Genomic DNA, 21,981 nt, shown 5'->3' with positions numbered 1-21,981 from the left:
ACTTGGCGGTCATAATTCCCCGGATTTCCCCCCGTCTGTCACACGGGGAAACTTCGCAACTACCAAATAGCCGCTCTGGCAACGCTCACGTGATTAGAGAATGCCACGGCCAGAAGTTCTTGACAGGATACAGGAGGCCGAGCAGGAGGCCGACGAGATCGTCGCAGAGGCCGAACAAGACCGCGAGGACCGCATCGCGGAGGCTCGCGAGGAGGCCGAGGAAATCCGCGAATCCGCGCGGGAAGAGGCCGAAGCGGCAGCGGAGGACCGCCTTGAGGCGGCTCGCGAAGAGATCGAGGCCGAGCGCGAGCAGATCATCGAAGACGGTGAGAGCGCTCGCGACGACCTCGAACAGCAGGCCAGTGAACAGATCGACGAGGTAGTCGAATACGTCACAGACCTGTTCGAGGAGGCGGTGCATGCTCAGACCTGAGAAGATGTGCCGCGTCTCGGTGACGGGGTCGAAGCGTGCGATGGAGCAGACTATCGAGGCCGTCCACGACCTCGATATGCTCCACGTCACCGAGTACGACGGTTCCTGGGACGGGTTCGACCCGGGGAACTCGCTTGCGGGGACTAACGAGGTCGCCGACAAGCTCGTCACGGTTCGCTCGCTGCAGTCCATTCTGGACGTCAGCGAGGAGGACGCCGGTCCCACCCGAGTCGTCACCGACGAGGCGATCGAGGAGCAACTCGAAGAAGTCCGCACTGCGGTCATCGAACTCGACGACCGGCGCGACGACGTCCGTGATGACCTCCGGGCCGTCGAGGATCGGATCAACACGATGGCGCCGTTCGTCACGCTCGGCATCGATCTCGACCTGCTCCGTGGCTACGACTCGCTGTCCGTCGTCGTCGGCGAAGGTGACAGCGACGAGATCGACGCCGTCCTCGCGGACAGCGATGTCGGGACGTTCGAACTGTTCACCGAGGACGGCGTCGTCGCCGTGTTCGCTCAGGCCGAGGAAGACGCCCTGCAGGACGCGCTGGTCGGCGCGACGTTCTCCCGACTCGAAGTCCCCGACGGCGACGGCGACCCGACGGCGTATCTCGAAGAGCTGGAACACGAGAAACAACAGCTCGAATCGAAACTCTCGACTGTCGAGGACGAACTCAACGAACTCCGTCTCGACCACGCCGGGTTCCTGCTCGCGGCCGAGGAGAAACTGGCTATCGAGGCCCAGAAGGGCGAAGCGCCGCTTACGTTCGCGACGACGGAAAACGCCTTCATCGCCGAGGGCTGGATTCCGAACGAGCGCTACGAGGAGTTCAAGCGCGCTCTTTCGAGCGCTGTCGGCGATGCTGTCGACATCGACAGGATCGAAATCGCCGAGTACGACAGCGAGGGCCACGCGGAGTCCCACGAGGAAGTCGAGCGCGAGGGCGGCAACGGCGGCGAACCGGTCGGTAGCTCCGTCGACGCACCCGAAGCGGAGAGCGAGCGGCAACCACAGGAGACCGTCGCCGACGGCGGCGTCATCACGATGGGCGACGAGGACCCGCCGGTCATTCAGGACAACCCGAAAGGGGTCAAACCGTTCGAGGACCTCGTCGAGGTCGTCAACCGACCGAAATACGGCGAGTTCGACCCGACGGTCGCCTTCTTCCTGACGTTCCCGGCCTTCTTCGGGTTCATGATCGGCGACCTCGGCTACGGGCTGTTGTACCTGGCGCTTGGCTACGGCCTGTACTCGAAGGTCGACAGTGACGTGCTCAAGAGCCTCGGTGGCGTCGGCATGTGGGCCGGCGGGTTCACCGCGCTGTTCGGTGTGCTGTACGGCGAGTTCTTCGGCCTCCACCAGCTCGGTGAGATCGTCTGGAACGGTCACCCACCGATGCACAAGGGTCTCCAGCCCCACTACGGCGACTACGCGCTGGCGTGGCTGACCGTGAGCCTGCTGGCCGGGATGGTCCATCTCGCCGCCGGCTGGATCTTCGATTTCATCGAGAACCTGAATCACGGCCTCTGGGACGCGATCACCGAGAGCGGGTCCTGGTTGCTGATGCTGTTCGGCCTCTGGGCGTGGGTGTTCTCCGGCGCGAACGGCGCGGCACCCGGCTTCCTCTACGGCTCTGATGGCGTCTTCGCTGGCAACCCGCTGCCGTTTGGATTCCAGGGCGTCCCGGCGTTCGATCTGTTCACGATTCCGGGGCTGGGTGCGCCGTTCTCGGCGTGGCTCGTCCTCTTCCTCGCCGGCCTCGTCCTGCTGGCCCTCGCCGACCCCATCGAGGTCGTCGAGTTCCTCAACGTGCTGGTGAACGTCCTGTCGTACACGCGGCTGGCCGCCGTGCTGCTCGCGAAGGCGGGGATGGCCTTCGTGGTCAACCTGCTGTTCTTCGGGGCCTACTCACACGACGGCGAGTTCCACTTCCTCATCGGGCACGGGCCTGAATGGGCAATCGCCGAGTACGGCCAGGAGGCGATCATGTTCCCCGGGCTCATCCACTCCGGCATCGCCGCCGCGCTAGTCGGTGTCCTCATCCTGGTCATCGGTCACCTGCTGGTGCTGGTGCTCGGTATCACCAGTGCCGGACTGCAGGGCGTGCGACTCGAGTACGTGGAGTTCTTCGGCAAGTTCTTCGAAGGCGGCGGGAAGCGGTACAACCCGTTCGGCTACGAACGCAACTACACGACTGAGGACTGATACTGTCGGCTGTAAGCCCACGAAGAATTTCGCCACCCCGGTGTGGCGAATATCTTGCAATAGTTACAGCCAACAGTATGATCGCGCGCTTCCGTTCTTCCCGGACTGATACAGGTTGTTTTCCGCCGGTTCTGACTGCTTCCCCGAGCTTGTCGACTGCTACACGCTCACAACCGACTACAGCTGAGCCCCTAAACCGCCCGAACAGCACGCTGACGAACCGTTTTGGGAAGCTTTATGAACTACGTGGATTCACATACGCCTGTTCGGACACGAGCAATTCCAGAGACTACACATCCATGATCGAAACCATCGCACTCCTTGTCAACGCAGTACTGCAGGAAGGTACCGCCAGTGCTCCAGCTATTCCGGCTTCAGCCGGCGCAGCGCTCGCAGTCGGACTCGCCGCGCTCGGTTCGGGGTATGCGGAACGAGGGATCGGGGCCGCCGCCGTCGGCGCAATCGCAGAGGACGAGAGCATGTTCGGCCGCGGGCTCATCCTGACAGTCCTGCCGGAAACGCTCGTCATTCTCGCGCTTGTCGTCGTCTTCGTCGTCTAACAACACTCCGTCTTTTCCAATAATGAGCCTTCAAACAGTCGTAGAGGATATCCGCGACGAGGCCCGCGCGCGTGCTCAGGAGATTAGCGACGAGGCCGACGAACGTGCCGAGGAGATTATCGCCGACGCCGAGGCCGACGCCGAGCAGATCCGTGAGGAACGCGAAGCCGAGGTCGAGCGGACCATCGAGCAAGAGCGGGAGCAGCGGCTCTCCTCCGCGAAGCTCGAGGCCAAACAGGCTCGACTCAACGCCCGGCGTGACATCCTCGAAGACGTTCACGGCGACGTCGAAGACGCGCTTGCGGCCCTCGAAGGGGACAGACGAGAGGAACTGACACGCGCACTGCTTGACGCCGCCGTCGATGAATTCGACGACAGCGACGAGCTGTCGGTGTACGGCCGTGCGTCGGACCAGTCGCTTCTCGAGGACGTACTCGATGACTACGACGGCGCGACGTACGCCGGTGAGCGGGACTGCCTCGGCGGTGTCGTCGTCGAGAGCAGCGAGTCACGAGTCCGTGTGAACAACACGTTCGACTCCATCCTTGAGGACGTCTGGGAGGACAACCTGAAAGCAATCAGCGACCGCCTGTTCGAAGACCAATGAGTTCGCGAACGGGAACGAGCGGCCAGGGAAGCAACTACGAGTACGTCATCGCACGGGTTCGTGCCCGCAGCGCGTCCCTGTTCGACGATGACGACTACCGGAAGCTGGTCCGCATGGGGACGGGCGAGATCGCCCGCTTCATGGAGGAAACCGAGTACGAGACCGAAATGAACGCGCTCGGCTCCCGGTACGACGGCGTCGACCTCGTCGAGTACGCGCTGAACCGCAATCTCGCGAAACACTTCGACGACCTGCTTCGCTGGTCCGAGGGCGCGCTGTACGACTACATCGCCCGCTACCTGCGGAAGTTCGACGTGTGGAACGTCAAGACCATCATCCGCGGGCTCTACTCGGACGCGGACCGGACCGAGGTCGAGGACGACCTCATCCGGGCCGGCGAGTTCAGCGACCGGCGTATCGAAGACCTGCTGAACGCGGGCTCCATCGAAGAGGTCGTCGAGCAACTCGACGACACCATCTTCGGCGAGTCGATGGCCGAGGCGTTCGACGTGTACGAGGAAAGCGGTGTCCTCGTGCCCCTCGAGAACGCGCTCGACCGCGCCTTCTACGAAACGCTGCTGTCGGGGCTGCCGGACAACCCGGAGATCGACAGCCCGACCGGGCTGTACGTCGAGTTCTTGGAGACGGAAGTCGACTTCCGCAATCTCCGGAACGCGCTCCGGCTGGCCCGCAGTGGCGCGGACATCGACCCCTCGGAGTACTTCATCGAGGGCGGCCAGCTGTTCGACGAACAGGAGGTCGCACAGCTGTCGACGAACCTCGACCAGCTGGTCAGTGCCGTCCGCGAGAGCAAGTACGGCGACGACCTCGACCAGGCGCTGTCGGCGCTTGAGGAGGCCGACAACCTCATCGACTTCGAGCGGGCGCTGGACGCGGCGCTGCTCGAATACGCCGACCGGCTCTCGAACCGCTATCCGCTGTCGGTCTGTCCGGTGTTGTCATACGTCCTCAAAAAGGAGCGCGAGGTCGACAACATCCGGGCCATCGCCCGCGGTCGCGAGGCCGGCCTCGGCCCCGACGAAATCGAACAGGAGCTGGTGATACTATGAGCCAGGAGATCGCTGTCATCGGAAGCCCGGAGTTCACGACGGGCTTTCGGCTGGCGGGCGTCCGCAAGTTCGCGGACGTGCCTGCCGAGGAGAAAGACGAGCAGCTCGACGACGCCGTCGAGGAGATGCTCAACGACGACGACGTCGGTATCGTCGTGATGCACGACGACGACCTGTCGCATCTCTCACGCGGTGTCAGGCAGGACGCGGAGACGAGTGTCGAGCCGGTGATGGTCACGCTCGGCGGCGGCACAGGCAGCGGCGGACTGCGTGAACAGATCAAGCGAGCCATCGGTATCGACCTGATGGACGAGGACTAACCATGAGTCAAGCAACAGACACAGACGTCCGCGAGGACGGCATTATCGAAAGCGTCTCGGGACCGGTCGTAACGGCTCGGGACCTCGACGCCCGGATGAACGACGTCGTCTACGTCGGTTCGGAAGGGCTGATGGGCGAGGTCATCGAGATCGAAGGAAACATCACCACGATTCAGGTGTACGAGGAGACCTCCGGTGTCTCCCCCGGCGAACCCGTCGAAGGGACGGGCTCGCCCCTCTCCGTGGACCTCGGGCCGGGCATGCTCGACGCCATCTACGACGGCGTCCAGCGCCCGCTCGACGTGCTCGAAGAGAAGATGGGGTCGGCGTTCCTCGACCGCGGTGTCGACGCGCCGGGCATCGACCTGGAGAAGACCTGGGAGTTCACCCCCGAGGTCGAGGAAGGCGACGAGGTCGAGGCCGGCGACATCGTCGGCACCGTCCCCGAGACGCCGAGTATCGACCACAAGGTGATGGTCCCGCCCGACTCCGAGGGCGGCGAGGTCGTCGCCATCGAGTCCGGCAACTTCAACGTCGAAGAGACGGTCGTCGAACTCGACAGCGGCGAAGAGATCCAGATGCACCAGGAGTGGCCGGTGCGCCAGCAGCGCCCGACCGTCGACAAGGAGACTCCGACGGAGCCGCTCATCTCGGGCCAGCGCGTGCTGGACGGCCTGTTCCCGATTGCGAAAGGCGGGACGGCCGCCATTCCCGGCCCGTTCGGATCCGGGAAGACGGTCACCCAGCACCAGCTCGCCAAGTGGGCCGACGCGGACATCGTCGTCTACGTCGGCTGTGGCGAGCGTGGCAACGAGATGACCGAGGTCATCGAGGACTTCCCGGAGCTTGAGGACCCGACCACCGGCAACGCGCTGATGGACCGGACCTGCCTCATCGCGAACACGTCGAACATGCCCGTGGCAGCACGTGAATCCTGCGTGTACACGGGTATCACCATCGCGGAGTACTTCCGCGACATGGGGTACGACGTGGCGCTGATGGCCGACTCCACTTCCCGGTGGGCCGAGGCCATGCGCGAAATCTCCTCGCGTCTCGAAGAGATGCCCGGTGAAGAGGGGTACCCCGCGTACCTCTCCGCTCGTCTGAGCGAGTTCTACGAGCGCGCCGGCTACTTCGAGAACATCAACGGCACCGAGGGCTCCGTGAGTGTTATCGGGGCTGTCTCGCCGCCGGGCGGGGACTTCTCCGAGCCGGTCACCCAGAACACGCTGCGTATCGTCAAGACGTTCTGGGCGCTCGACGCGGACCTGGCCGAACGCCGGCACTTCCCGTCGATCAACTGGAACGAGTCGTACTCGCTGTATCGCGACCAGCTCGATCCGTGGTTCGAGGACAACGTCCGGGCCGACTGGCCCGAGACGCGCCAGTGGGCCATCGACACGCTGGACGAGGAAGCGGAACTGCAGGAGATTGTCCAGCTCGTCGGGAAGGACGCGCTGCCGGAGGACCAGCAGCTAACGCTTGAGATCGCCCGCTACCTGCGCGAGGCGTGGCTCCAGCAGAACGCCTTCCACGACGTCGACACGTTCTGTGAGCCCGAGAAGACATACCGTATCATGGACGCCGCGAAGACGTACAACGACGCGGCCTTCGAGGCGCTGGATGCCGGTGTCCCCGTCGAGGAGATCACCGACATCGACGCCGCACCGCGGCTCAACCGTATCGGCGTCCAGGAGGACTGGAACGAGTACATCGACGACCTCGAAGACGACATCGAGTCTCAACTGCGGGAGCTGTACTAACAATGAAAGAGTATCAGACAATCACGGAGATCAGCGGACCGCTGGTGTTCGTCGAGACCGACGAACCGGTCGGCTACGACGACATCGTCGAAATCGAGCTCAGCGACGGCGAGACCCGCCGTGGCCAGGTGCTCGAATCCGCGAGCGACTACGTCGCGATTCAGGTGTTCGAGGGCACCGAAGGGATCGACCGCGATGCCTCGGTTCGCTTCCTCGGCGAGACGATGAAGATGCCCGTCACCGAGGACCTCCTCGGGCGGGTCATGGACGGGACCGGCCAGCCCATCGACGGCGGGCCTGAGATCGTCCCCGACGAGCGCCGCGACATCGTCGGCGAGGCGATCAACCCCTACTCCCGGGAGTACCCCGAGGAGTTCATCCAGACGGGCGTTTCGGCCATCGACGGCATGAACACGCTCGTCCGCGGCCAGAAACTGCCGATCTTCTCCGCCTCCGGCCTGCCGCACAACGACCTGGCGCTGCAGATCGCGCGACAGGCGACGGTGCCGGAAGAGGAGGAAGGCGAGGACGACGAGGGCTCGGAGTTCGCTGTCATCTTCGGTGCGATGGGTATCACGGCCGAAGAGGCAAACGAGTTCATGGACGACTTCGAGCGCACCGGCGCGCTGGAACGCTCTGTCGTCTTCATGAACCTCGCGGACGACCCGGCCGTCGAACGGACGATCACGCCGCGGCTGGCGCTGACCACCGCCGAGTACCTCGCCTTCGAGAAGGACTACCACGTGCTGGTGATCCTGACGGACATGACCAACTACTGCGAGGCGCTGCGCGAGATCGGTGCCGCGCGTGAGGAGGTCCCGGGCCGACGTGGTTACCCCGGATACATGTACACTGACCTGGCACAGCTCTACGAGCGTGCCGGTCGGATCCAGGGCCGCGAGGGCTCCGTGACCCAGCTGCCGATCCTGACGATGCCGGGCGATGACGACACCCATCCGATTCCGGACCTGACAGGCTACATTACGGAGGGTCAGATCTACATCGACCGGGACCTCAACAGCCAGGGCATTACGCCGCCGATCAACGTCCTGCCCAGCCTGTCGCGGCTGATGGACGACGGCATCGGCGAGGGGCTGACCCGCGCCGACCACGCCGACGTGAAAGACCAGATCTTCGCCGCGTACGCGGAAGGTGAGGACCTGCGCGACCTCGTCAACATCGTCGGCCGCGAGGCGCTGTCGGAACTGGACAACAAGTATCTGGACTTCGCCGACCGCTTCGAGGAGGAGTTCGTCGACCAGGGGACCGACACGGCCCGCAGCATCGACGAGACGCTCGAACTCGGCTGGGACCTGCTCTCGATGCTCCCGAAGGAGGCACTGAACCGCATCGACGAAGACCTCATCGAGGAGCACTACCGCGAGGACGAGGAAGCCGAAGCCGTCGAAGCCTGACGACACGGCTTATCTTTCCGGCAGTCCGCGATCTATACCATATATTTTGGGTACGCGACTGTTTAGCGTTGACTACCTATACTAACATGCACTATGCCAGAACCAGGGAGTGAAGCCATTTGGCTGTGGTTAGGTACAGCGGGCATGTTCCTCGGCATGCTATACTTCATCGCGCGCGGCTGGGGTGAAACCGACAGCCGGCGTCAGAAGTTCTACATCGCGACAATACTGATCACGGCAATCGCGTTCGTGAATTACCTCGCGATGGCGCTCGGCTTCGGGTTGACAATCGTCGAGATCGCTGGCGAAGAACGCCCCATCTACTGGGCGCGATACAGCGACTGGTTGTTCACGACACCGCTGTTGTTGTACGACCTCGGTTTGCTTGCGGGGGCAGACCGTAACACCATTAGCTCGCTCGTCAGCCTCGACGTGCTGATGATCGGCACCGGTCTGGTCGCGACGCTGAGCGCAGGAAGTGGCGTGCTGTCGGCCGGCGCGGAACGGCTGGTCTGGTGGGGTATCAGCACCGCCTTCCTGCTGGTCCTGCTGTACTTCCTGTTCAGCTCGCTGTCCGGCCGGGTCGCGGACTTGCCCAGTGACACGCGGAGCACGTTCAAGACGTTGCGCAATCTCGTGACTGTCGTGTGGCTGGTCTACCCGGTCTGGTGGCTCGTCGGCACCGAGGGAATCGGCCTCGTCGGGATCGGGATCGAGACGGCCGGCTTCATGGTCATCGACCTGACCGCCAAGGTCGGCTTCGGTATCATCCTGCTCCGGAGCCACGGCGTGCTCGACGGCGCTGCGGAGACGACCGGTACCGGTGCGACGGCAACGGCCGACTAACTGCTGCCGCTCGACGACCCCGTTTTTTTGACGCCAGCCCGATAGCTGCGGCGCTCGTCCCGTAATAACTGGAAACCGTTAACTGCCTACGTCGAAAAAAGACCCGTAATGGCTAAGGACGTCAAACCCACGCGCAAGAATCTGATGCAGATCGAGGACCGCATCGAGCTGTCCGAGCGTGGGCACGACACGCTGGAGAAGAAGCGTGACGGCCTCATCATGGAGTTCATGGACATTCTGGACCAGGCCCAGGACGTCCGTGAAGACCTCGACGATTCCTACGAGCGGGCCCAGCGCGCGATCAACATGGCCCGGGCGATGGAGGGCGACGTGGCCGTCCGCGGGGCCGCCGCAGCACTGAAAGAACACCCCGAACTGACGACCCAGTCCAAGAACATCATGGGCGTCGTCGTCCCCCAGATCGAGTCCAGCAAGGTCCGGAAGTCCCTGGACGAACGCGGCTACGGCGTCATGGGGACTTCCGCCCGCATCGACGAGGCCGCCGAGGCCTACGAGGAACTGCTCGAGAACATCATCCTCGCCGCCGAAGTCGAGACGGCGATGAAGAAGATGCTCGAAGAGATCGAGACGACGAAGCGCCGCGTCAACGCGCTGGAGTTCAAACTCCTGCCCGATCTCTACGACAACCAGGAGTACATCGAGCAGAAACTCGAAGAGCAGGAGCGCGAGGAGATCTTCCGCATGAAGAAGATCAAAGCCAAGAAGGAAGAAGAGGAGGACGAACTCGCAGCCGCGGAGGAAGCGGAAGAAGAGGCCGAGCCGGTCACTGCTGACGACTGAACGGGAAGCGTCCTGATCGGTACCGTTTTTGCGCTTTCACGTCCGTAGTTGCGTATGGCCTGTCCCGACTGCGGCGGCGACCTCGTTTCGTTCCCGGTCCCGGCTGATCTCCGGCAGTTGCTCCCTGGCGACGAGTCCGGGGCCAGCGTCTGTCGGTCCTGTCTGGCGCTCCAGCCGGCGGCGGAGCCTCCCGCGGATGTGCCGGATTTTACGACGCTCGACGATGCGATTCCAGAGGATGACGCGGCGGCGGTCTCGATACTGTTGCTCGTCGGACTGCTCGATTCGCTCGCGATGCACCGCGAGGAGATCACCGCACTGCTGGAGCGAGTCGAACGCGAGGGCGTCGACCCACTGCTGGTGCTTGACCGCCTCGATGCCAGCTACGGGGAGGCGGCCCACGTCGACCTCGGTCGCCGTCGTCGGCAACTCGAACAGCTGTTATAATAGCGACAAGAGAACGACCGGCGCGCGTTAGACGCCCGTCGAGTACCGCAGCAGGCCGGCGACGCCGCCGAAGGCGGTCAGGAGCTGTTCGCCCTTCTCGAAGTCCGTCGAGATGAACACCGTCTCGGTACCGCGCTGGTCGGCCAGTTCCATCAGGTGGTCGATGGCGTCCTCGCGCTCGCCCTCGCCGGCGTCGACGGTGGCCCCGCAGCGGGAGCACTCGTGGTCGTCGGTCCCGGCGTTGCTGTTGATGAGGTCGTACTCGTCGTGGCCGTTCTCGCAGGTGTAGGCGACCACGTCTTTCCGGAGGTCCTCGGAGATAAGCAACTGTTCGACTGCGCCCATGTTGAGGTTCTGGCGCGTCTGGTCGAAGCCGTAGGTGGCCTTGTCACCGTTGTGCAGTTGCTTGAAGAAGTCCTCCATGAGCTCCTTGTCCCGGAGCATCTCATGTTCGGCCAGCACCTCGTCGGCGGCGTCGACGAGGTCGTACAGGCCGGATTCGTCGGTGTAGGCCACGTCGAACTTCCCGAGCACCATGTCCTGGAGTTCGTGGTGGAGGTAGTCCCCGTCGAGGAACTCGTCTTTCGTCGGTGAGGGACCGCCGACGAGGATGCCGTCCAGTTCGTGGCGGTCGGCGACGAACAGGTCGTTGGCCATGCCGGCAACTTCCTGATAGAAGTTATCGATGGCTTCCAGCCGGAGGCGGGCGAATCGCTGGGCTGACTGGCCACCTTTCCGCTGCTTGCCCGGTACCAGCGAGGAGGCGGACTTGACGGGCTCGACCCGCTTGCCCTTTAGCCACCCGACGTTGGCCTCGCGCCGGTCGAGCACGATGAGGCCGAACAGTCCCTTGTCGGCAAGCATATGCTCCAGCGGCTCGGTGAGAAACTCCGAGTCACAGTGGTAGCGGAACGACTCGATGGGGTCCGGCGGGGATTCGAGGACTTTGGTCACCATGTCGGTTCGGCCGCCGCCGGTGTCGAACGCCCCCGAGAACAGCACCAGGCCGTTCTCCGGCGGCGTATTGTCGTAGTACCGGAGCCGGTCCTTGATCGAGGTGAGTGCGTCTTGGACCGCCGTTCGGGTGTCCTTCGATTTGATGTTCGAGGCTTCGGAGTGCTCCTGGGTGACGTGGGCGACGACGTCGCTGATCTGCTTGTCCTCGGGCACGTAGATAGAGACGAGTTGGGTCCCCGAGCCCTGGTAGTCCTTGAGCTCCTCGATGACTTTCCGGAACTCGTATTTTTGTTTGTCCGACTGCTCCTGTTCCTGCTGCTCGCTCATTACTCTACCTTGGCCGAGGTGGCGTAAGAACCTGTTGACAGCGAGGGGCGCGAACGAAGTGAGCGGCCCTCGTGCCGGAGCGGCGACCATGAGGAGCCGCGGAGGAAGCCGTGCGATTCGAGCGAAGCGAGAATCGCAGGATGAGTGAGTGGTCCTCGAACTGGAACGCCAAGCAGTGGGAGCCGTGGAACAGACTACGCTGGGCACCGCACGGACCGTAGCGGTCCAGCAAATGACAGTCGGGTTTATATGACTGCCTGCATTGTACCCAAGCAATCAGACTATGGCGGGGTATGTGTGTACGATTGCGGGCGGCAAAGGCGGCGTCGGAAAGACGACGACCGCGGTAAACCTCGGGGCCGTCCTCCAGGAGATGGACTACGACGTCGCCGTCGTCGATGCAGATCTGGGTATGGCGAACCTCGGCTCGATGCTTTCCGTAGCGCCCGAGAAGAGCCTCCACGAGATTCTTGCTGGCGAGGCTGCCGTGAGTGAGGCCCTGACTGATGCACCGGGTGGGCTCACGGTGATTCCGGGCGAGCAGTCGCTGGAGGCGTTCGCGGACGCTGACCCCGCGAAACTCAGGAAAGTCATCAAGACGCTTCGAAACGCTTACGACGTGGTGCTGATAGACACCGGAGCTGGACTGAGCCACGAAGTCGCCGTCCCGCTCGGGCTGGCCGACGGCATCGTCCTCGTCACGACCCCCGACGACGTTGCGGTGGGCGATACGGTCAAGACAGCCCAGCTGGCGAACCGCATCGACGGGACCGTCCTCGGTGCGATCATCAACCGTGCGACCCGCCACACGGACGTCGCAGCCATCGCCGAACAGATGGAGTTCCCGCTGCTCGCGGTCATCCCGGACGACCCGCAGGCGACGACCGAGGAACCGCTCGTGCTCAACGCCCCCCAGAGCACGGCCGCCGAGGCCTACCAGCGACTGACCGAGGCGCTGGAGGGCGTGTTCTTCCGCGGCGAAAGCCCCGAAACGGATATCGAGACGATACTCGACAACGAGTGGTTTCTCGAAGACACCGAAGACCGCTCCGATGTCGACGATGACGAAGACTCCGGCGGCGTGTTCGGCCTGTTTAACTGATCGTCACCCCGTCGCTGGTCCGCTCGATCCCGCTGTCTCGGTCCCGCCCCGCCGATTCACTCCGGGAGCGGCGGCCACAGCGTCGCGACCGTTTCCTGGATGAGCTGGGTCTGTGCCCGGCGCAATCGCTCCGAGAGCGACGACGCGGAGATACCCAGCTCCTGTGCCACGGTCTCCAGCGATGCACGTCGCGGGATCTCGAAGTACCCCAACTCGTATGCCGTCCGCAATGCTTCCAGTTGTCTGTCAGTGAGCCCGTTACCGGGCGATTTCGGCTCTCCGTCCCCCGTCAGACGCTCCAGTTCGAAGTCGGCGTTTCGCTGCCAGAACGAGGAAAACTCGGTGAACGCCGCCCGGTCGGCGAACCAGCCCATCTGCTGCCACCCGTCCGCAGTCACGGTTATCCGTTCGATGATGGCGTCTGCAGTGGCGAGCGCTTCGAGTCCGTCCAGGTCGTCTATCTGCCCACCGAGTTGCTCCTCGAAGCTCAGCGCCGGCATAGCCTGATATCGGCGGGTGTCGCCGGCCGTCCCGATCCGCGTCCACTCCTGCACGTCGTAGGCATCCGTGAACGCCCGCTCGATGGCCTGCTCTGAACCGCCCGTCACGGTAGCGAGAAACACCGGACGGCGTCCGTGGTTGTACTGCAGGGCGAGGGTGATCGCCGCTTCGGATACCGCATCCGCGACCGACACGAGCGGCAGCGCCTCACAGTCTATCTGGAACTCGGCGATAAGCCCCATACGGTATCGTCTCCGTCGCGCCTGAAGCGCCTGTCGGTACAGCGGGGCTGTCCGTCCTGTTTTCGACACCCCACTTAAACGGCCCAATCACTGAGAGAACGGCTTAGCCCGACTACGCCCGATCATCTGTTGTATGCAGTCGACACAGCCCACAGACGAGATGGAGATCGAGTACGAGAGACACGGCGACGGCCAACCGCTGGTGCTCCTGCACGGCGGGATGGCTCCCACGGAGTACTGGGCCCCAGTCGTCTCACAGTTCGAGGGATACGGCGCTGTCGTCCCCCAGCGCCCGGGGTTCGGGACCTGTCTCGACTCTCCCACGGAAACGAGTGCTGACGAGGTGCTGGACCGCGAGGTCAGCTACGTCCAGGCGCTCGCTGACGCCGTCGACGGCGACCCGATCCTGTTCGGTCACTCCTACGGCGCACTCACTGCTATCGAGGCCGCGACGGAGATGTCAGTCGAGTCGGTCATCGCCTACGAACCGGCAGTGCTTCCCGCCGACTACCGGGCCGATGCCGACCTCGCTGACCGAATGGCGTCGCTTCTACAGAACGGGGAGCGCGAGAAAGCGGTGAAACGCTACATCGAGCAGGTCCTCCATCCCGCCGGTATCGACGACCTCGACGCCTGGTTGGCGGAATGGCCTGTCTGGCCCGACTGCGTCGACCTCGCCGAGGAAGTCGTTCGGATGAACCGGTCCGTCGAGCAGTATCGGCTCCCCGACCGTCTCGACGTGGACGCACCGACGCTCATTCTGGCCGGTACCGACGGGCCGGAGTTCCTCCGGCGGAGCGCCCGGAACGTTCACGAGGCACTGCCTCACAGTCGATTCGTCGAGTTCGATGGGGTCAGCCACAGCGGCCCCGCCGAGGCCCCCGGCCTGGTCGTAGCGGAAGTCGACGCGTTCCTGCAAAAATAGGCCGGTTTGACGGATTTTTCGCAGCAATCGCACCTCTAACCGGGCTCCCAGCGCGGACCGCTCCTACATCGAGGTCGGCGCTTCGACGCCCAGCGCGTCGAGGGCGTTCGCAATCGTGGTCCGGGTCCCGTCGACGAGTGCCAGCCGCGCCGCACGGGTCTCGTCGTCGGCGTCGAGAACCGGACACTCCCGGTAGAAGGCGTTGAACGTCTCGGCGAGGTCGCGGGTGTAGGTGGCGACGGTGTGTGGCGTCAGGTCGTCCGCGGCCGCCTCGATGACGGCGGGGAACCGGGCCAGTTCGCGGAGCAGGTCGCGCTCCTCCGGTTCCGACAGCGGACCGAGGGCTGGCTCCTCGGGGATGTCAGCTTCCACGTCGCCCAGGATGCCACAGCAGCGCGCGTGGACGTACTGGACGTAGGGGGCCGATTGGGCCTCGAAGTCCAGCGCGCGGTCCCACTCGAAGGTGATGCCCTTCGTCGGCTGTTTCGAGACGATGTCGTACCGAACGGCGCCGATACCGACCTGGCGGGCGATGCGGTCGATGTCGTCCGCGTCGAGGTCGCCGCGGGTCCGGTCGTCAAGCCGGGACTCGACTTCTTTGCGCGCTCGGTCGATAGCCTCATCGAGCAGGTCGTCGAGGTCGATGCCAGTCCCCTCGCGGGTGCTCATCCCGCCTTCGGGAAGGTTCACCCAGGAGTAAAACACCTGCCGTAGCTGATCAGTGTCGTTGTCGAGCAGTTCCAGGGCGGCCGAAAGCTGGTCGGCCTGGAGCTTGTGGTCCTCGCCCAGCACCGTGACGGCGCGGTCGTAGGTGTCGAACTTCCACTCGTGGTGTGCCAGGTCCCGGGTGGTGTACAGCGACGTGCCGTCCGAACGCAGGAACACGAGGTTCTTCTCGAAGTCGGGTAGGTCCAGTTGCCAGGCGTCCTCCTCGTAGACGGCGCAGTCGAGTTCCTTCAGGCGGTCGACCAGATCGTCCGTGTCGCCGTTGCGCATGAACCGCGTCTCCTTGACGAACTCGTCGAACTCAGCGGGAAGGCGGCCGAGCGTGGTCTGCATCCCGCCCAGCACGGTGTCGACGACCTCGGCGACGCGCTCGTAGGTCTCCTCGTCGCCGTCTTCGAGGCCCTGTAGAATCGACTGGACCTCGGCCTCTGCCGCCTCGACCTCGTCGGGGTCGCCCTCTTCGAGGACGGTGTTGCCCTTGCGGTAGTACCGGACCATCTCGTACTCCGGGGACTCCCGCTCGGGATCTGGCAGGTCTGACTCGTCGAAAGTCTCGTAGGCCCAGGTGAACACGGCGATCTGGCGGCCCGCGTCGTTGACGTAGTAGTGGCGGTCGACGTCGTAGCCGGCGTAATCGAGCACGCGAGCGACGGCGTCCCCGATGATGGGGTTGCGCGCTCGCCCGACGTGGACCGGGCCGGTCGGGTTCGCCGAGGTGTGCTCGACGACGACGCTGGTGTCGCGGTCGGGGAGCCGGCCGAACCCGCTCTCTGTGACCGACTGCAGGGTCTCCGCGAAGTACGCCTCGCTCGGGAGGAAATTGACGTACGGTCCCTGTGTCGTCACGTCGCTGACGTAGGTGAGATCGGCGGCGTCAATCGCGTCGGCGATATCAGCGGCGACGTTCGGCGGCGCGGTACCGACCTCGCCGGCCAGCCGGAAGGCAACGCTCGACGCCAGCACAGCGTCGACGTCCTCCGGTGGTTCCTCGATACCGAGGTCCTCGGCCGGCAGGTCGAGGGCTGTGAGTGCGTCGGCGAGGGCGTCCTCGACCTCCGCACGGAGCTGCAGGAACATACGCCGGGCTTTCGCGGCGGGGAGTAAATGGGTAACGAAACCCTGGCCGTGTTAGACGGACTCCTGTACGTGATGTCCACGTCGACCGCCGTGAGTCGGGCGGTCGTCGAGAGAAACAGGGACAGCAGTCCGTCTCAGGTCAGGAGTCGCGGCCCGAACACCATCAACAGGAGGCCGCCGATCATCGACACCGTGATCGCGATGGAGACGGCTGTCGTCACCCGCCGCCCGTCCGAGACGGGCAGGCGAGAGACGAACGACTCGGTCGCGGCCCGGAGGATGTGGCCGCCGTCGAGCGGGAATGTCGGGATGAGATTGAACTGACCGATGACGAGGTTGATCCAGCCGGCCCAGAACAGGACGTTCGCGAGCAGGAACACCGGCGTCGTCCCGAGCGCGCCGAGCGGGCCCTGGACGGTGTAGAAGTTCGTCGCGATGCCGGTGAAGCCGGCGAAGTTGTAGCCGAAGCCGCCGGCGACGCCGATAAAGGGGAGCAAGAGGGTGCTGAAAATCCGCTGAGCGAACGAGAACTCGGAGACCGATGTCGGCGTGTCAGGCGAGCCGCCGATGAATTCGAGGAACGCGGCCGCGGGGTAGGCGTCGATACCGAAGTCACTGACCTGGATGCCGCTGATACCCTGCTGGATGCTGACGCCGATGATGCCGTTGTCGACCTGCTCGCTCTCGGCCATCGTCACCTCGTAAGTCTCGCGTTCACCGTCGACGTAGCCGGTGACCGTCACCCGGTCACCTGGTTCGCCGCCTTCGAGGGACTGCCGCAGCGCCGTCCCGCTGTGCGTTCGCTCCCCGTTGACTTCTGTGATGATCATGCCCTCGCCGCCCGGTGCGCCTTCCCCGGCGAGCGGGCCGTCCTCGGCGACCAGCACGTACGCGCCCAGCGGCGTCGTGACCGTCTCTCCGGATTCAGTTTCGACCGTCGCAACGGGATGGTTCCGAGCCGCCTGTTCGAACTCACTGCCGGTCGTCACGGCAGTCCCGTTGACAGCGACAATCGTCTCACCGGTTCCAAGTGGTGCGCTCTGGAGGGCCGCCGAGACGACGACGGACCGCTCGACGGAGACAGTTTCGGCGTCCTTACGCGCCACTTCGACGGTCTGTGCGTCGCTTTCGGCCAGCACCGCTTCGAGTTCCTGCTGGTTCGCGACCGGCTGCCCGTCGACCGCCGTGATGACGTCGCCCGATTCGATCCCCGCATCGGCGGCGGGAGTTCCGTTGATCGGGCTCCCGACCGGCACGCCGTCGACGACGGCGATAGCGCCGGCGACCGGCCCGAACAGCAACAGGAGCGTGATGATCGCGAGCGCGAAGTTGTTGGTCACGCCCGCCGTGTACATCCGGGCCTGCGCCCCGCGGTCGGAGCGAAGCAGTTCGTCCTCGTCGGGTTCGACGAACGCGCCGATGGGGATGATCGCCAGCAAGGCCAGCCCCATCGACTCGATGTCGATGTCCTCGACGCGGCAGAAGAGTCCGTGCCCGCCCTCGTGAACGACGAGCCCGAGCAACAGCCCGAGCACGATTTCGGGTGCGACCGACAGCGGGAGGAAGTCGTTGACGCCGGGGATCGCCAGCGCGTTCCGCGGTTCGTTCAGTGCGGAAGGCTGTGGGTTGACGAGCGCCTGGTAGGCGCCGAGCGCAACGAGGAGGAAGGAGCCGACCATCACCACGAGACCGAACCCGACGCCGAGGTTCCCCCAGGCCCGCCAGAACCGCTTTGGCCCCGCGAGCCAGTCGAGCACGGCCTTGCCCTTCTGGGTGTGGATCGTCGTAATCGGGCCGCTAAAACGAATATATTCGGGAACAACGCCGCGGGTCCGTAGCGCCATCGCGAGGAGGGTGTAAGCGACAAGGCCCGCGAGGACCCACGTCAGCGTACTCACCATGTACCGGAAACTAGGTTTAGCCAAGCAAGAGGGTTTGGTTTGGGACACACCGCCGCCCGGCGGCCAACGGTGAAGTGACCGCGCGGCAAACGACCACACAATGTACGAACACATTCTCATTCCCGTCGACGGCAGCGACGAAGCCACGGCAGCCGCCCGACGTGGCCTCGCACTGGCCAAGGACTTTGACGCGACGGCCGAGGCGGTCTACGTCGTCCAGCAGCGAGCACGCAGGCTCACCCGAACGGACCGCGAGAGCAGCCGCCTCCGGGAACGCGGCGAGTCCGTCCTCGCGGAAATCGAGTCACTCGCCGCCGATGTCGGCCAGCCCGTCACGACGGAACTCCTGAAGGGGAAACCGAGCGTGCAGATCGACGCGTACGCCCGCGAGACCGATGCAGGGCTCATCGTCCTCGGCCGACAGGGACTAACCGGTCTCGGGAAGCGACTCCTCGGTGGGGTTACTGAACAGGTCTTGCACCGAACTTCGGTGCCTGTACTGGTCGTCTCGGATACAGCGCAGACGGGAATCAACGGGTTCGATTACTCGCGGATACTCCTCCCGACTGACGGCAGTGCGAACGCCGAAACAGCGACAAAACACGGCGCGGCGCTAGCTGATCGGTACGGCGCGACGGTCCACGCCCTCAATGTCGTCGATATCCAGGCCGCCGGCGGGGCGTTCAACGCCGGCGGGCTGAACGAGACGTTCATCGAACGACTGGAGGAGAACGGGCGTGACGCCGTCGATTCAGTCGTCGACGACCTCGAAGAGATGGTCCCGGACGTGGCGGTCGAACCTGCTGTGGAACGGACGGATTCGTTCGACGGCGTCGCCGCCGGTCTCCGCGAGTACGTCTCCAATCACGATATCGATCTCGTCGTCATGGGATCACACGGCCGTTCGAACCTGAAACGCCAGTTGCTCGGCAGCGTCACGTCGCAACTGCTCCGAACCGTCTCGGTTCCCGTGTTGGTGACGCCTCGTTCGACCTGAGAGGGGTTGCGAACCACCTGTTCTATGTACTGTGAGAGCGTATAACAAGCAGGTGCCGGACTATGCCAGAAACCTGCGGTATCTGTGGCGAGACCGTTCCGTTCGACGCCACGGTTCACGCGATGATTCACACCCACAGTGAAACAGGCGTCATCGACGCGTACGTCTGTCAGGACTGCTACGACGAGCGGCTCGGGCCGATGTTCGAGCGGGTCGACACGCAGGAACAGTCGCCCTGAACGCGCCGTTTCGATGGCGCGTTCGGTGGGTAGGACCGGCCTACTCGGGCCTACTCGTTCCGACGGAAGCGTTCGACGACGAACTCCCGGTCAAGTTTCGCGATGAACGTCCCGAGCTGTGGGCCTTCGGTGTCGTCGAACAGGAGCCGGTAGCCGGCCGAGAAGAACTCGCCGATGTCGATGTCGTTTCGCTTCGCAGTTTCGTAGATCTCGGCCTGAATCGCCTCGCCGTCGTGGCCTTCGGCGATGAACTCGGCCAGCTCGTCCAGCGCGGCCGCCGTCGCGTCGTCGAAGGACACGTCGGGGACCTCGGCGCGCTTGAGTTCGTAGTTGAACTCGTTGTTCGTCAGGCTGGCCCACTCCTGGGCGCGCTCGACCCGAGCGAGCGCCCCTTCGACGGCCCACTCCGGCGCGTCGTCCGGGATATGTCCTTCCCTGCGGGCGATCTCCTCCCGGAGTTCGGGGTCGTCGGTCATTCCGAGGACGGCCGCGAACGTGTATGGGATTCGAACCCGCTCCTCGCGCGGTTCGTCCACGACCATCGGATAGGCCCGCTCGGCGAGCTCCACTTCGTCCTCGCTCCCGTCTGCCTCACCGAAGTAACGCCGCTCGAACCGGTCGAACTCGTCAACGAGCTGGTCGACGTTCTCGACGGAGAAGTCCCGCTGTTTCCGGGGGTCTTTCACGAAGAAGTACTTGAACACCTCCGGTTCGAGGATATCGAGCACCTCGTCGACGGTGATGACGTTGCCCGAGGAGGAAGAGAGCGGCTCGCCGTCGAGCGTGAACCACTCGTACACCATCGGGACCGGCGGCTGGATGTCCAGCACGTTCTCGGCAACGTCTTCGCCGGACGGCCAGGAACCCTCGGCGTGGTCCTTGCCGAAGGGCTCGAAGTCGACGCCCAGAATCTCCCATTGGGCGGGCCACTCGAAGCGCCACGGGAGCTTGCCGTCCCGGAGCGTCGCCGTCCCCTCATGGCCACAGCCCTCGATGGTCTGGTCGCCGGCCTCGACGTCTTCACAGACGTAGGTGAGTTCGCCGGCGTCGAGGTCGACTGCGGTGACGCCCTCGGTTAGCTTCCCACACTCGGAACACTGTGGCAGGAACGGGACGTAGTCGTCGTCGACCTTGTTCTGGTACTCGGCGAGCACGTCGCGGGCGCGGTCCGCGCGTTCGAGGACGCGCCGCGTGACTGCTTCGAACTCGCCGTCGGCATACAGCTCCGTGTTAGAGACGAAATCCACGTCGACGCCGACCAGTTCGGCGCTTTTCTGGAGGAGTGTCGTGAAGTGCGCACCGTAGGAGTCACAGCAGCCGAACGGGTCCGGGATGTCGGTGTACGGTTTCCCGAGGTTCCGGCCGAGCGCGCCGGCGTCGACCTCGCCGAGGCCGACGACGTTCCAGTCGAGGTCGGCGAGCTGGCGGGGGACCGCCCGCAGCCGGTCCTTGTCGTCGGCGGTGAACACCTGCCGGACCTCGTGGCCGCGGTCCCGCAGGGCCTCGGCGACGTAGTAGCCACGCATTATTTCGTTGAAGTGGCCGATGTGCGGGACGCCCGACGGGGAGACGCCGCCCTTGATAACGACCGGCTCGTCGGGGTCGCGCGCCTCGATAGCGTCGGCGACGGAATCGGCCCAGAAGGCCCGGCCACCGCCGCGGCCGACCTCGTAGGGGTCTTCCGCCATCTATGCCTCCGGGAGGATCTCGGTCCCGTCGAACTCGCCGTCTTCGACCGCGCGCACGACGCGTTCGGGGTCAGTGCCGTCGAGCACCATCGTCCGGATGCCGGATCGCTGGATGATCTTCGCGGCTAGCAGGTCGACCGGCGCGCTGCTGCCGGCGTCCATCTCGATGTCGGCGATCACGTCGACGAGCTCGTCCGCGCCGAGCTCGTCGAACTGCGTCGCGCCGTCGTCCTTGTTCGGGTCGGCATCGTAAACGCCGGGAACAGACGTGGCGTAGACGAGCAGATCCGCACCGACGTACTCCGCGAAGGCGGCCGCCACGGCGTCGGTGGTCTGTGCGGCGACGATGCCGCCGAGGACGGGAATGTCCCCACGCCGGATGGCCTCCCGGCCCTCGTCGTAGCTCTCGGCGGGCGTCGGGGCCGCACGGTCGTCTAGTGCGGCGATCAGCAGCCGGCCGTTTAGCCGGGTGACGGCGATGCCGAGCTGGTCGAGTTCGATCTCGTTCGCGCCGAGGGCGCGGGCGCTGCCGATGTAATCCCGTGCGGTCGGTCCGCCGCCGACGACGGTGCCGAGCGTGTGCCCCTGTGCATCGAGTGACTGGATGGCGTCGGCGTAGGCGGCGACCCGGTCCGCGTCGAGGTCCGGGGCCAGTACGCTTCCGCCGATGGAGACGACGACTTTCATTAGCCCGCCGTAACCGCGATGCACTCTTAAGGGTTGTCAAGGCTACTGATCGCCGTCCCTCTAGGCAGCCCTTTCCGGTCCCCTTTGCGACCGCTGTCGGCCGGGCCTCGGAGAGAACGCCCGTCTGACGTGTGCCCG

21 protein-coding genes are annotated in these 21,981 nt (G+C 64.6%); 15 read left to right on the top strand and 6 right to left on the bottom strand.

The genetic code is table 11. The annotated features are described in order from the left end of the window. The first annotated feature begins 100 nt into the window (after window positions 1–100). The 11 genes from ahaH (at window position 101) to ACY9XZ_RS04085 (ending at window position 10,474) form a co-directional block, all read left to right on the top strand. The gene (gene ahaH / locus ACY9XZ_RS04135) at window positions 101–433 is read left to right on the top strand and encodes an ATP synthase archaeal subunit H (RefSeq protein ID WP_151144572.1); all 333 of its coding nucleotides are present in this window, start codon (window positions 101–103) and stop codon (window positions 431–433) included. Next, entirely contained in the window at window positions 420–2,645 is a 2,226-nt protein-coding gene (locus ACY9XZ_RS04130) for a V-type ATP synthase subunit I (RefSeq protein ID WP_463455792.1), read from the top strand. Before ahaH ends, ACY9XZ_RS04130 begins: the two co-directional genes overlap by 14 nt. Window positions 2,646–2,944: 299 nt before the next feature. Further along, the gene (locus tag ACY9XZ_RS04125; protein ID WP_004518385.1) at window positions 2,945–3,205 is read left to right on the top strand and encodes a F0F1 ATP synthase subunit C; all 261 of its coding nucleotides are present in this window, start codon (window positions 2,945–2,947) and stop codon (window positions 3,203–3,205) included. 22 nt (window positions 3,206–3,227) lie between these two features. Continuing rightward, window positions 3,228–3,812, top strand: coding sequence for a V-type ATP synthase subunit E (locus ACY9XZ_RS04120; RefSeq protein ID WP_463455791.1), 585 nt, complete (start codon window positions 3,228–3,230; stop codon window positions 3,810–3,812). Next, a complete protein-coding gene (locus ACY9XZ_RS04115) occupies window positions 3,809–4,882 on the top strand; it encodes a V-type ATP synthase subunit C (RefSeq protein ID WP_463455790.1) in 1,074 nt (357 codons plus the stop codon). The genes ACY9XZ_RS04120 and ACY9XZ_RS04115 overlap by 4 nt, the downstream gene beginning before the upstream one ends. Beyond that, window positions 4,879–5,202 (top strand): V-type ATP synthase subunit F, encoded by a 324-nt coding sequence (locus ACY9XZ_RS04110; RefSeq protein ID WP_336337582.1) that lies wholly within the window; start codon window positions 4,879–4,881, stop codon window positions 5,200–5,202. Before ACY9XZ_RS04115 ends, ACY9XZ_RS04110 begins: the two co-directional genes overlap by 4 nt. Before the next feature lie 2 nt (window positions 5,203–5,204). After that, window positions 5,205–6,965, top strand: coding sequence for an ATP synthase subunit A (locus ACY9XZ_RS04105; protein WP_151144569.1), 1,761 nt, complete (start codon window positions 5,205–5,207; stop codon window positions 6,963–6,965). 2 nt (window positions 6,966–6,967) lie between these two features. Then, window positions 6,968–8,380 carry an ATP synthase subunit B gene (locus ACY9XZ_RS04100; protein WP_463455789.1) on the top strand — a complete coding sequence of 471 codons (1,413 nt, stop codon included), beginning with the start codon at window positions 6,968–6,970 and terminating at the stop codon, window positions 8,378–8,380. 93 nt (window positions 8,381–8,473) lie between these two features. Continuing rightward, window positions 8,474–9,226, top strand: coding sequence for a cruxrhodopsin Cop3 (gene cop3 / locus ACY9XZ_RS04095; protein ID WP_463455788.1), 753 nt, complete (start codon window positions 8,474–8,476; stop codon window positions 9,224–9,226). A gap of 108 nt (window positions 9,227–9,334) precedes the next feature. Continuing rightward, the gene (locus ACY9XZ_RS04090) at window positions 9,335–10,027 is read left to right on the top strand and encodes a V-type ATP synthase subunit D (protein WP_049919884.1); all 693 of its coding nucleotides are present in this window, start codon (window positions 9,335–9,337) and stop codon (window positions 10,025–10,027) included. A gap of 54 nt (window positions 10,028–10,081) precedes the next feature. After that, complete coding sequence (locus ACY9XZ_RS04085; protein ID WP_463455787.1) at window positions 10,082–10,474, top strand: DUF6276 family protein; 393 nt, start codon at window positions 10,082–10,084, stop codon at window positions 10,472–10,474. Window positions 10,475–10,501: 27 nt separating this feature from the next. On the opposite strand, the gene prf1 is transcribed toward ACY9XZ_RS04085, so the two are convergent. Further along, entirely contained in the window at window positions 10,502–11,758 is a 1,257-nt protein-coding gene (gene prf1 / locus ACY9XZ_RS04080) for a peptide chain release factor aRF-1 (RefSeq protein WP_463455786.1), read from the bottom strand. Between the two features lie 283 nt (window positions 11,759–12,041). On the opposite strand from prf1, the gene ACY9XZ_RS04075 reads away from it, so the two are divergent. Continuing rightward, window positions 12,042–12,860 (top strand): MinD/ParA family ATP-binding protein, encoded by an 819-nt coding sequence (locus ACY9XZ_RS04075; RefSeq protein WP_463455785.1) that lies wholly within the window; start codon window positions 12,042–12,044, stop codon window positions 12,858–12,860. A gap of 56 nt (window positions 12,861–12,916) precedes the next feature. On the opposite strand, the gene ACY9XZ_RS04070 is transcribed toward ACY9XZ_RS04075, so the two are convergent. Next, the gene (locus ACY9XZ_RS04070) at window positions 12,917–13,603 is read right to left on the bottom strand and encodes a helix-turn-helix domain-containing protein (RefSeq protein ID WP_463455784.1); all 687 of its coding nucleotides are present in this window, start codon (window positions 13,601–13,603) and stop codon (window positions 12,917–12,919) included. Window positions 13,604–13,736: 133 nt separating this feature from the next. On the opposite strand from ACY9XZ_RS04070, the gene ACY9XZ_RS04065 reads away from it, so the two are divergent. After that, entirely contained in the window at window positions 13,737–14,528 is a 792-nt protein-coding gene (locus tag ACY9XZ_RS04065) for an alpha/beta fold hydrolase (protein WP_463455783.1), read from the top strand. A 63-nt stretch (window positions 14,529–14,591) separates the two neighbouring features. Here the strand turns inward: ACY9XZ_RS04065 and argS are convergent, their stop codons facing one another. Next, complete coding sequence (gene argS / locus ACY9XZ_RS04060) at window positions 14,592–16,331, bottom strand: arginine--tRNA ligase (RefSeq protein ID WP_463455782.1); 1,740 nt, start codon at window positions 16,329–16,331, stop codon at window positions 14,592–14,594. A 134-nt stretch (window positions 16,332–16,465) separates the two neighbouring features. Then, window positions 16,466–18,232 carry a site-2 protease family protein gene (locus tag ACY9XZ_RS04055; protein WP_463455781.1) on the bottom strand — a complete coding sequence of 589 codons (1,767 nt, stop codon included), beginning with the start codon at window positions 18,230–18,232 and terminating at the stop codon, window positions 16,466–16,468. Between the two features lie 100 nt (window positions 18,233–18,332). Here ACY9XZ_RS04055 and ACY9XZ_RS04050 point away from each other — a divergent pair, with 100 nt between their 5' ends. Further along, entirely contained in the window at window positions 18,333–19,229 is an 897-nt protein-coding gene (locus ACY9XZ_RS04050) for a universal stress protein (protein ID WP_463455780.1), read from the top strand. Window positions 19,230–19,291: 62 nt separating this feature from the next. Continuing rightward, window positions 19,292–19,468, top strand: a complete 177-nt coding sequence (locus ACY9XZ_RS04045) for a hypothetical protein (protein ID WP_008311078.1) — start codon at window positions 19,292–19,294, stop codon at window positions 19,466–19,468. Between the two features lie 50 nt (window positions 19,469–19,518). On the opposite strand, the gene lysS is transcribed toward ACY9XZ_RS04045, so the two are convergent. Together lysS and pyrH are read right to left on the bottom strand one after the other, a co-directional pair. Continuing rightward, a complete protein-coding gene (gene lysS, locus ACY9XZ_RS04040; protein ID WP_463455779.1) occupies window positions 19,519–21,156 on the bottom strand; it encodes a lysine--tRNA ligase in 1,638 nt (545 codons plus the stop codon). Beyond that, window positions 21,157–21,843 (bottom strand): UMP kinase, encoded by a 687-nt coding sequence (gene pyrH, locus ACY9XZ_RS04035; protein WP_463455778.1) that lies wholly within the window; start codon window positions 21,841–21,843, stop codon window positions 21,157–21,159. Window positions 21,844–21,981 lie beyond the last annotated feature (138 nt).

Source organism: Haloarcula sp. HT12 (genome assembly GCF_055271655.1).
The sequence above is the reverse complement of the archived record's forward strand: the minus strand, read 5'-3'. Positions and strand labels throughout refer to the sequence as shown.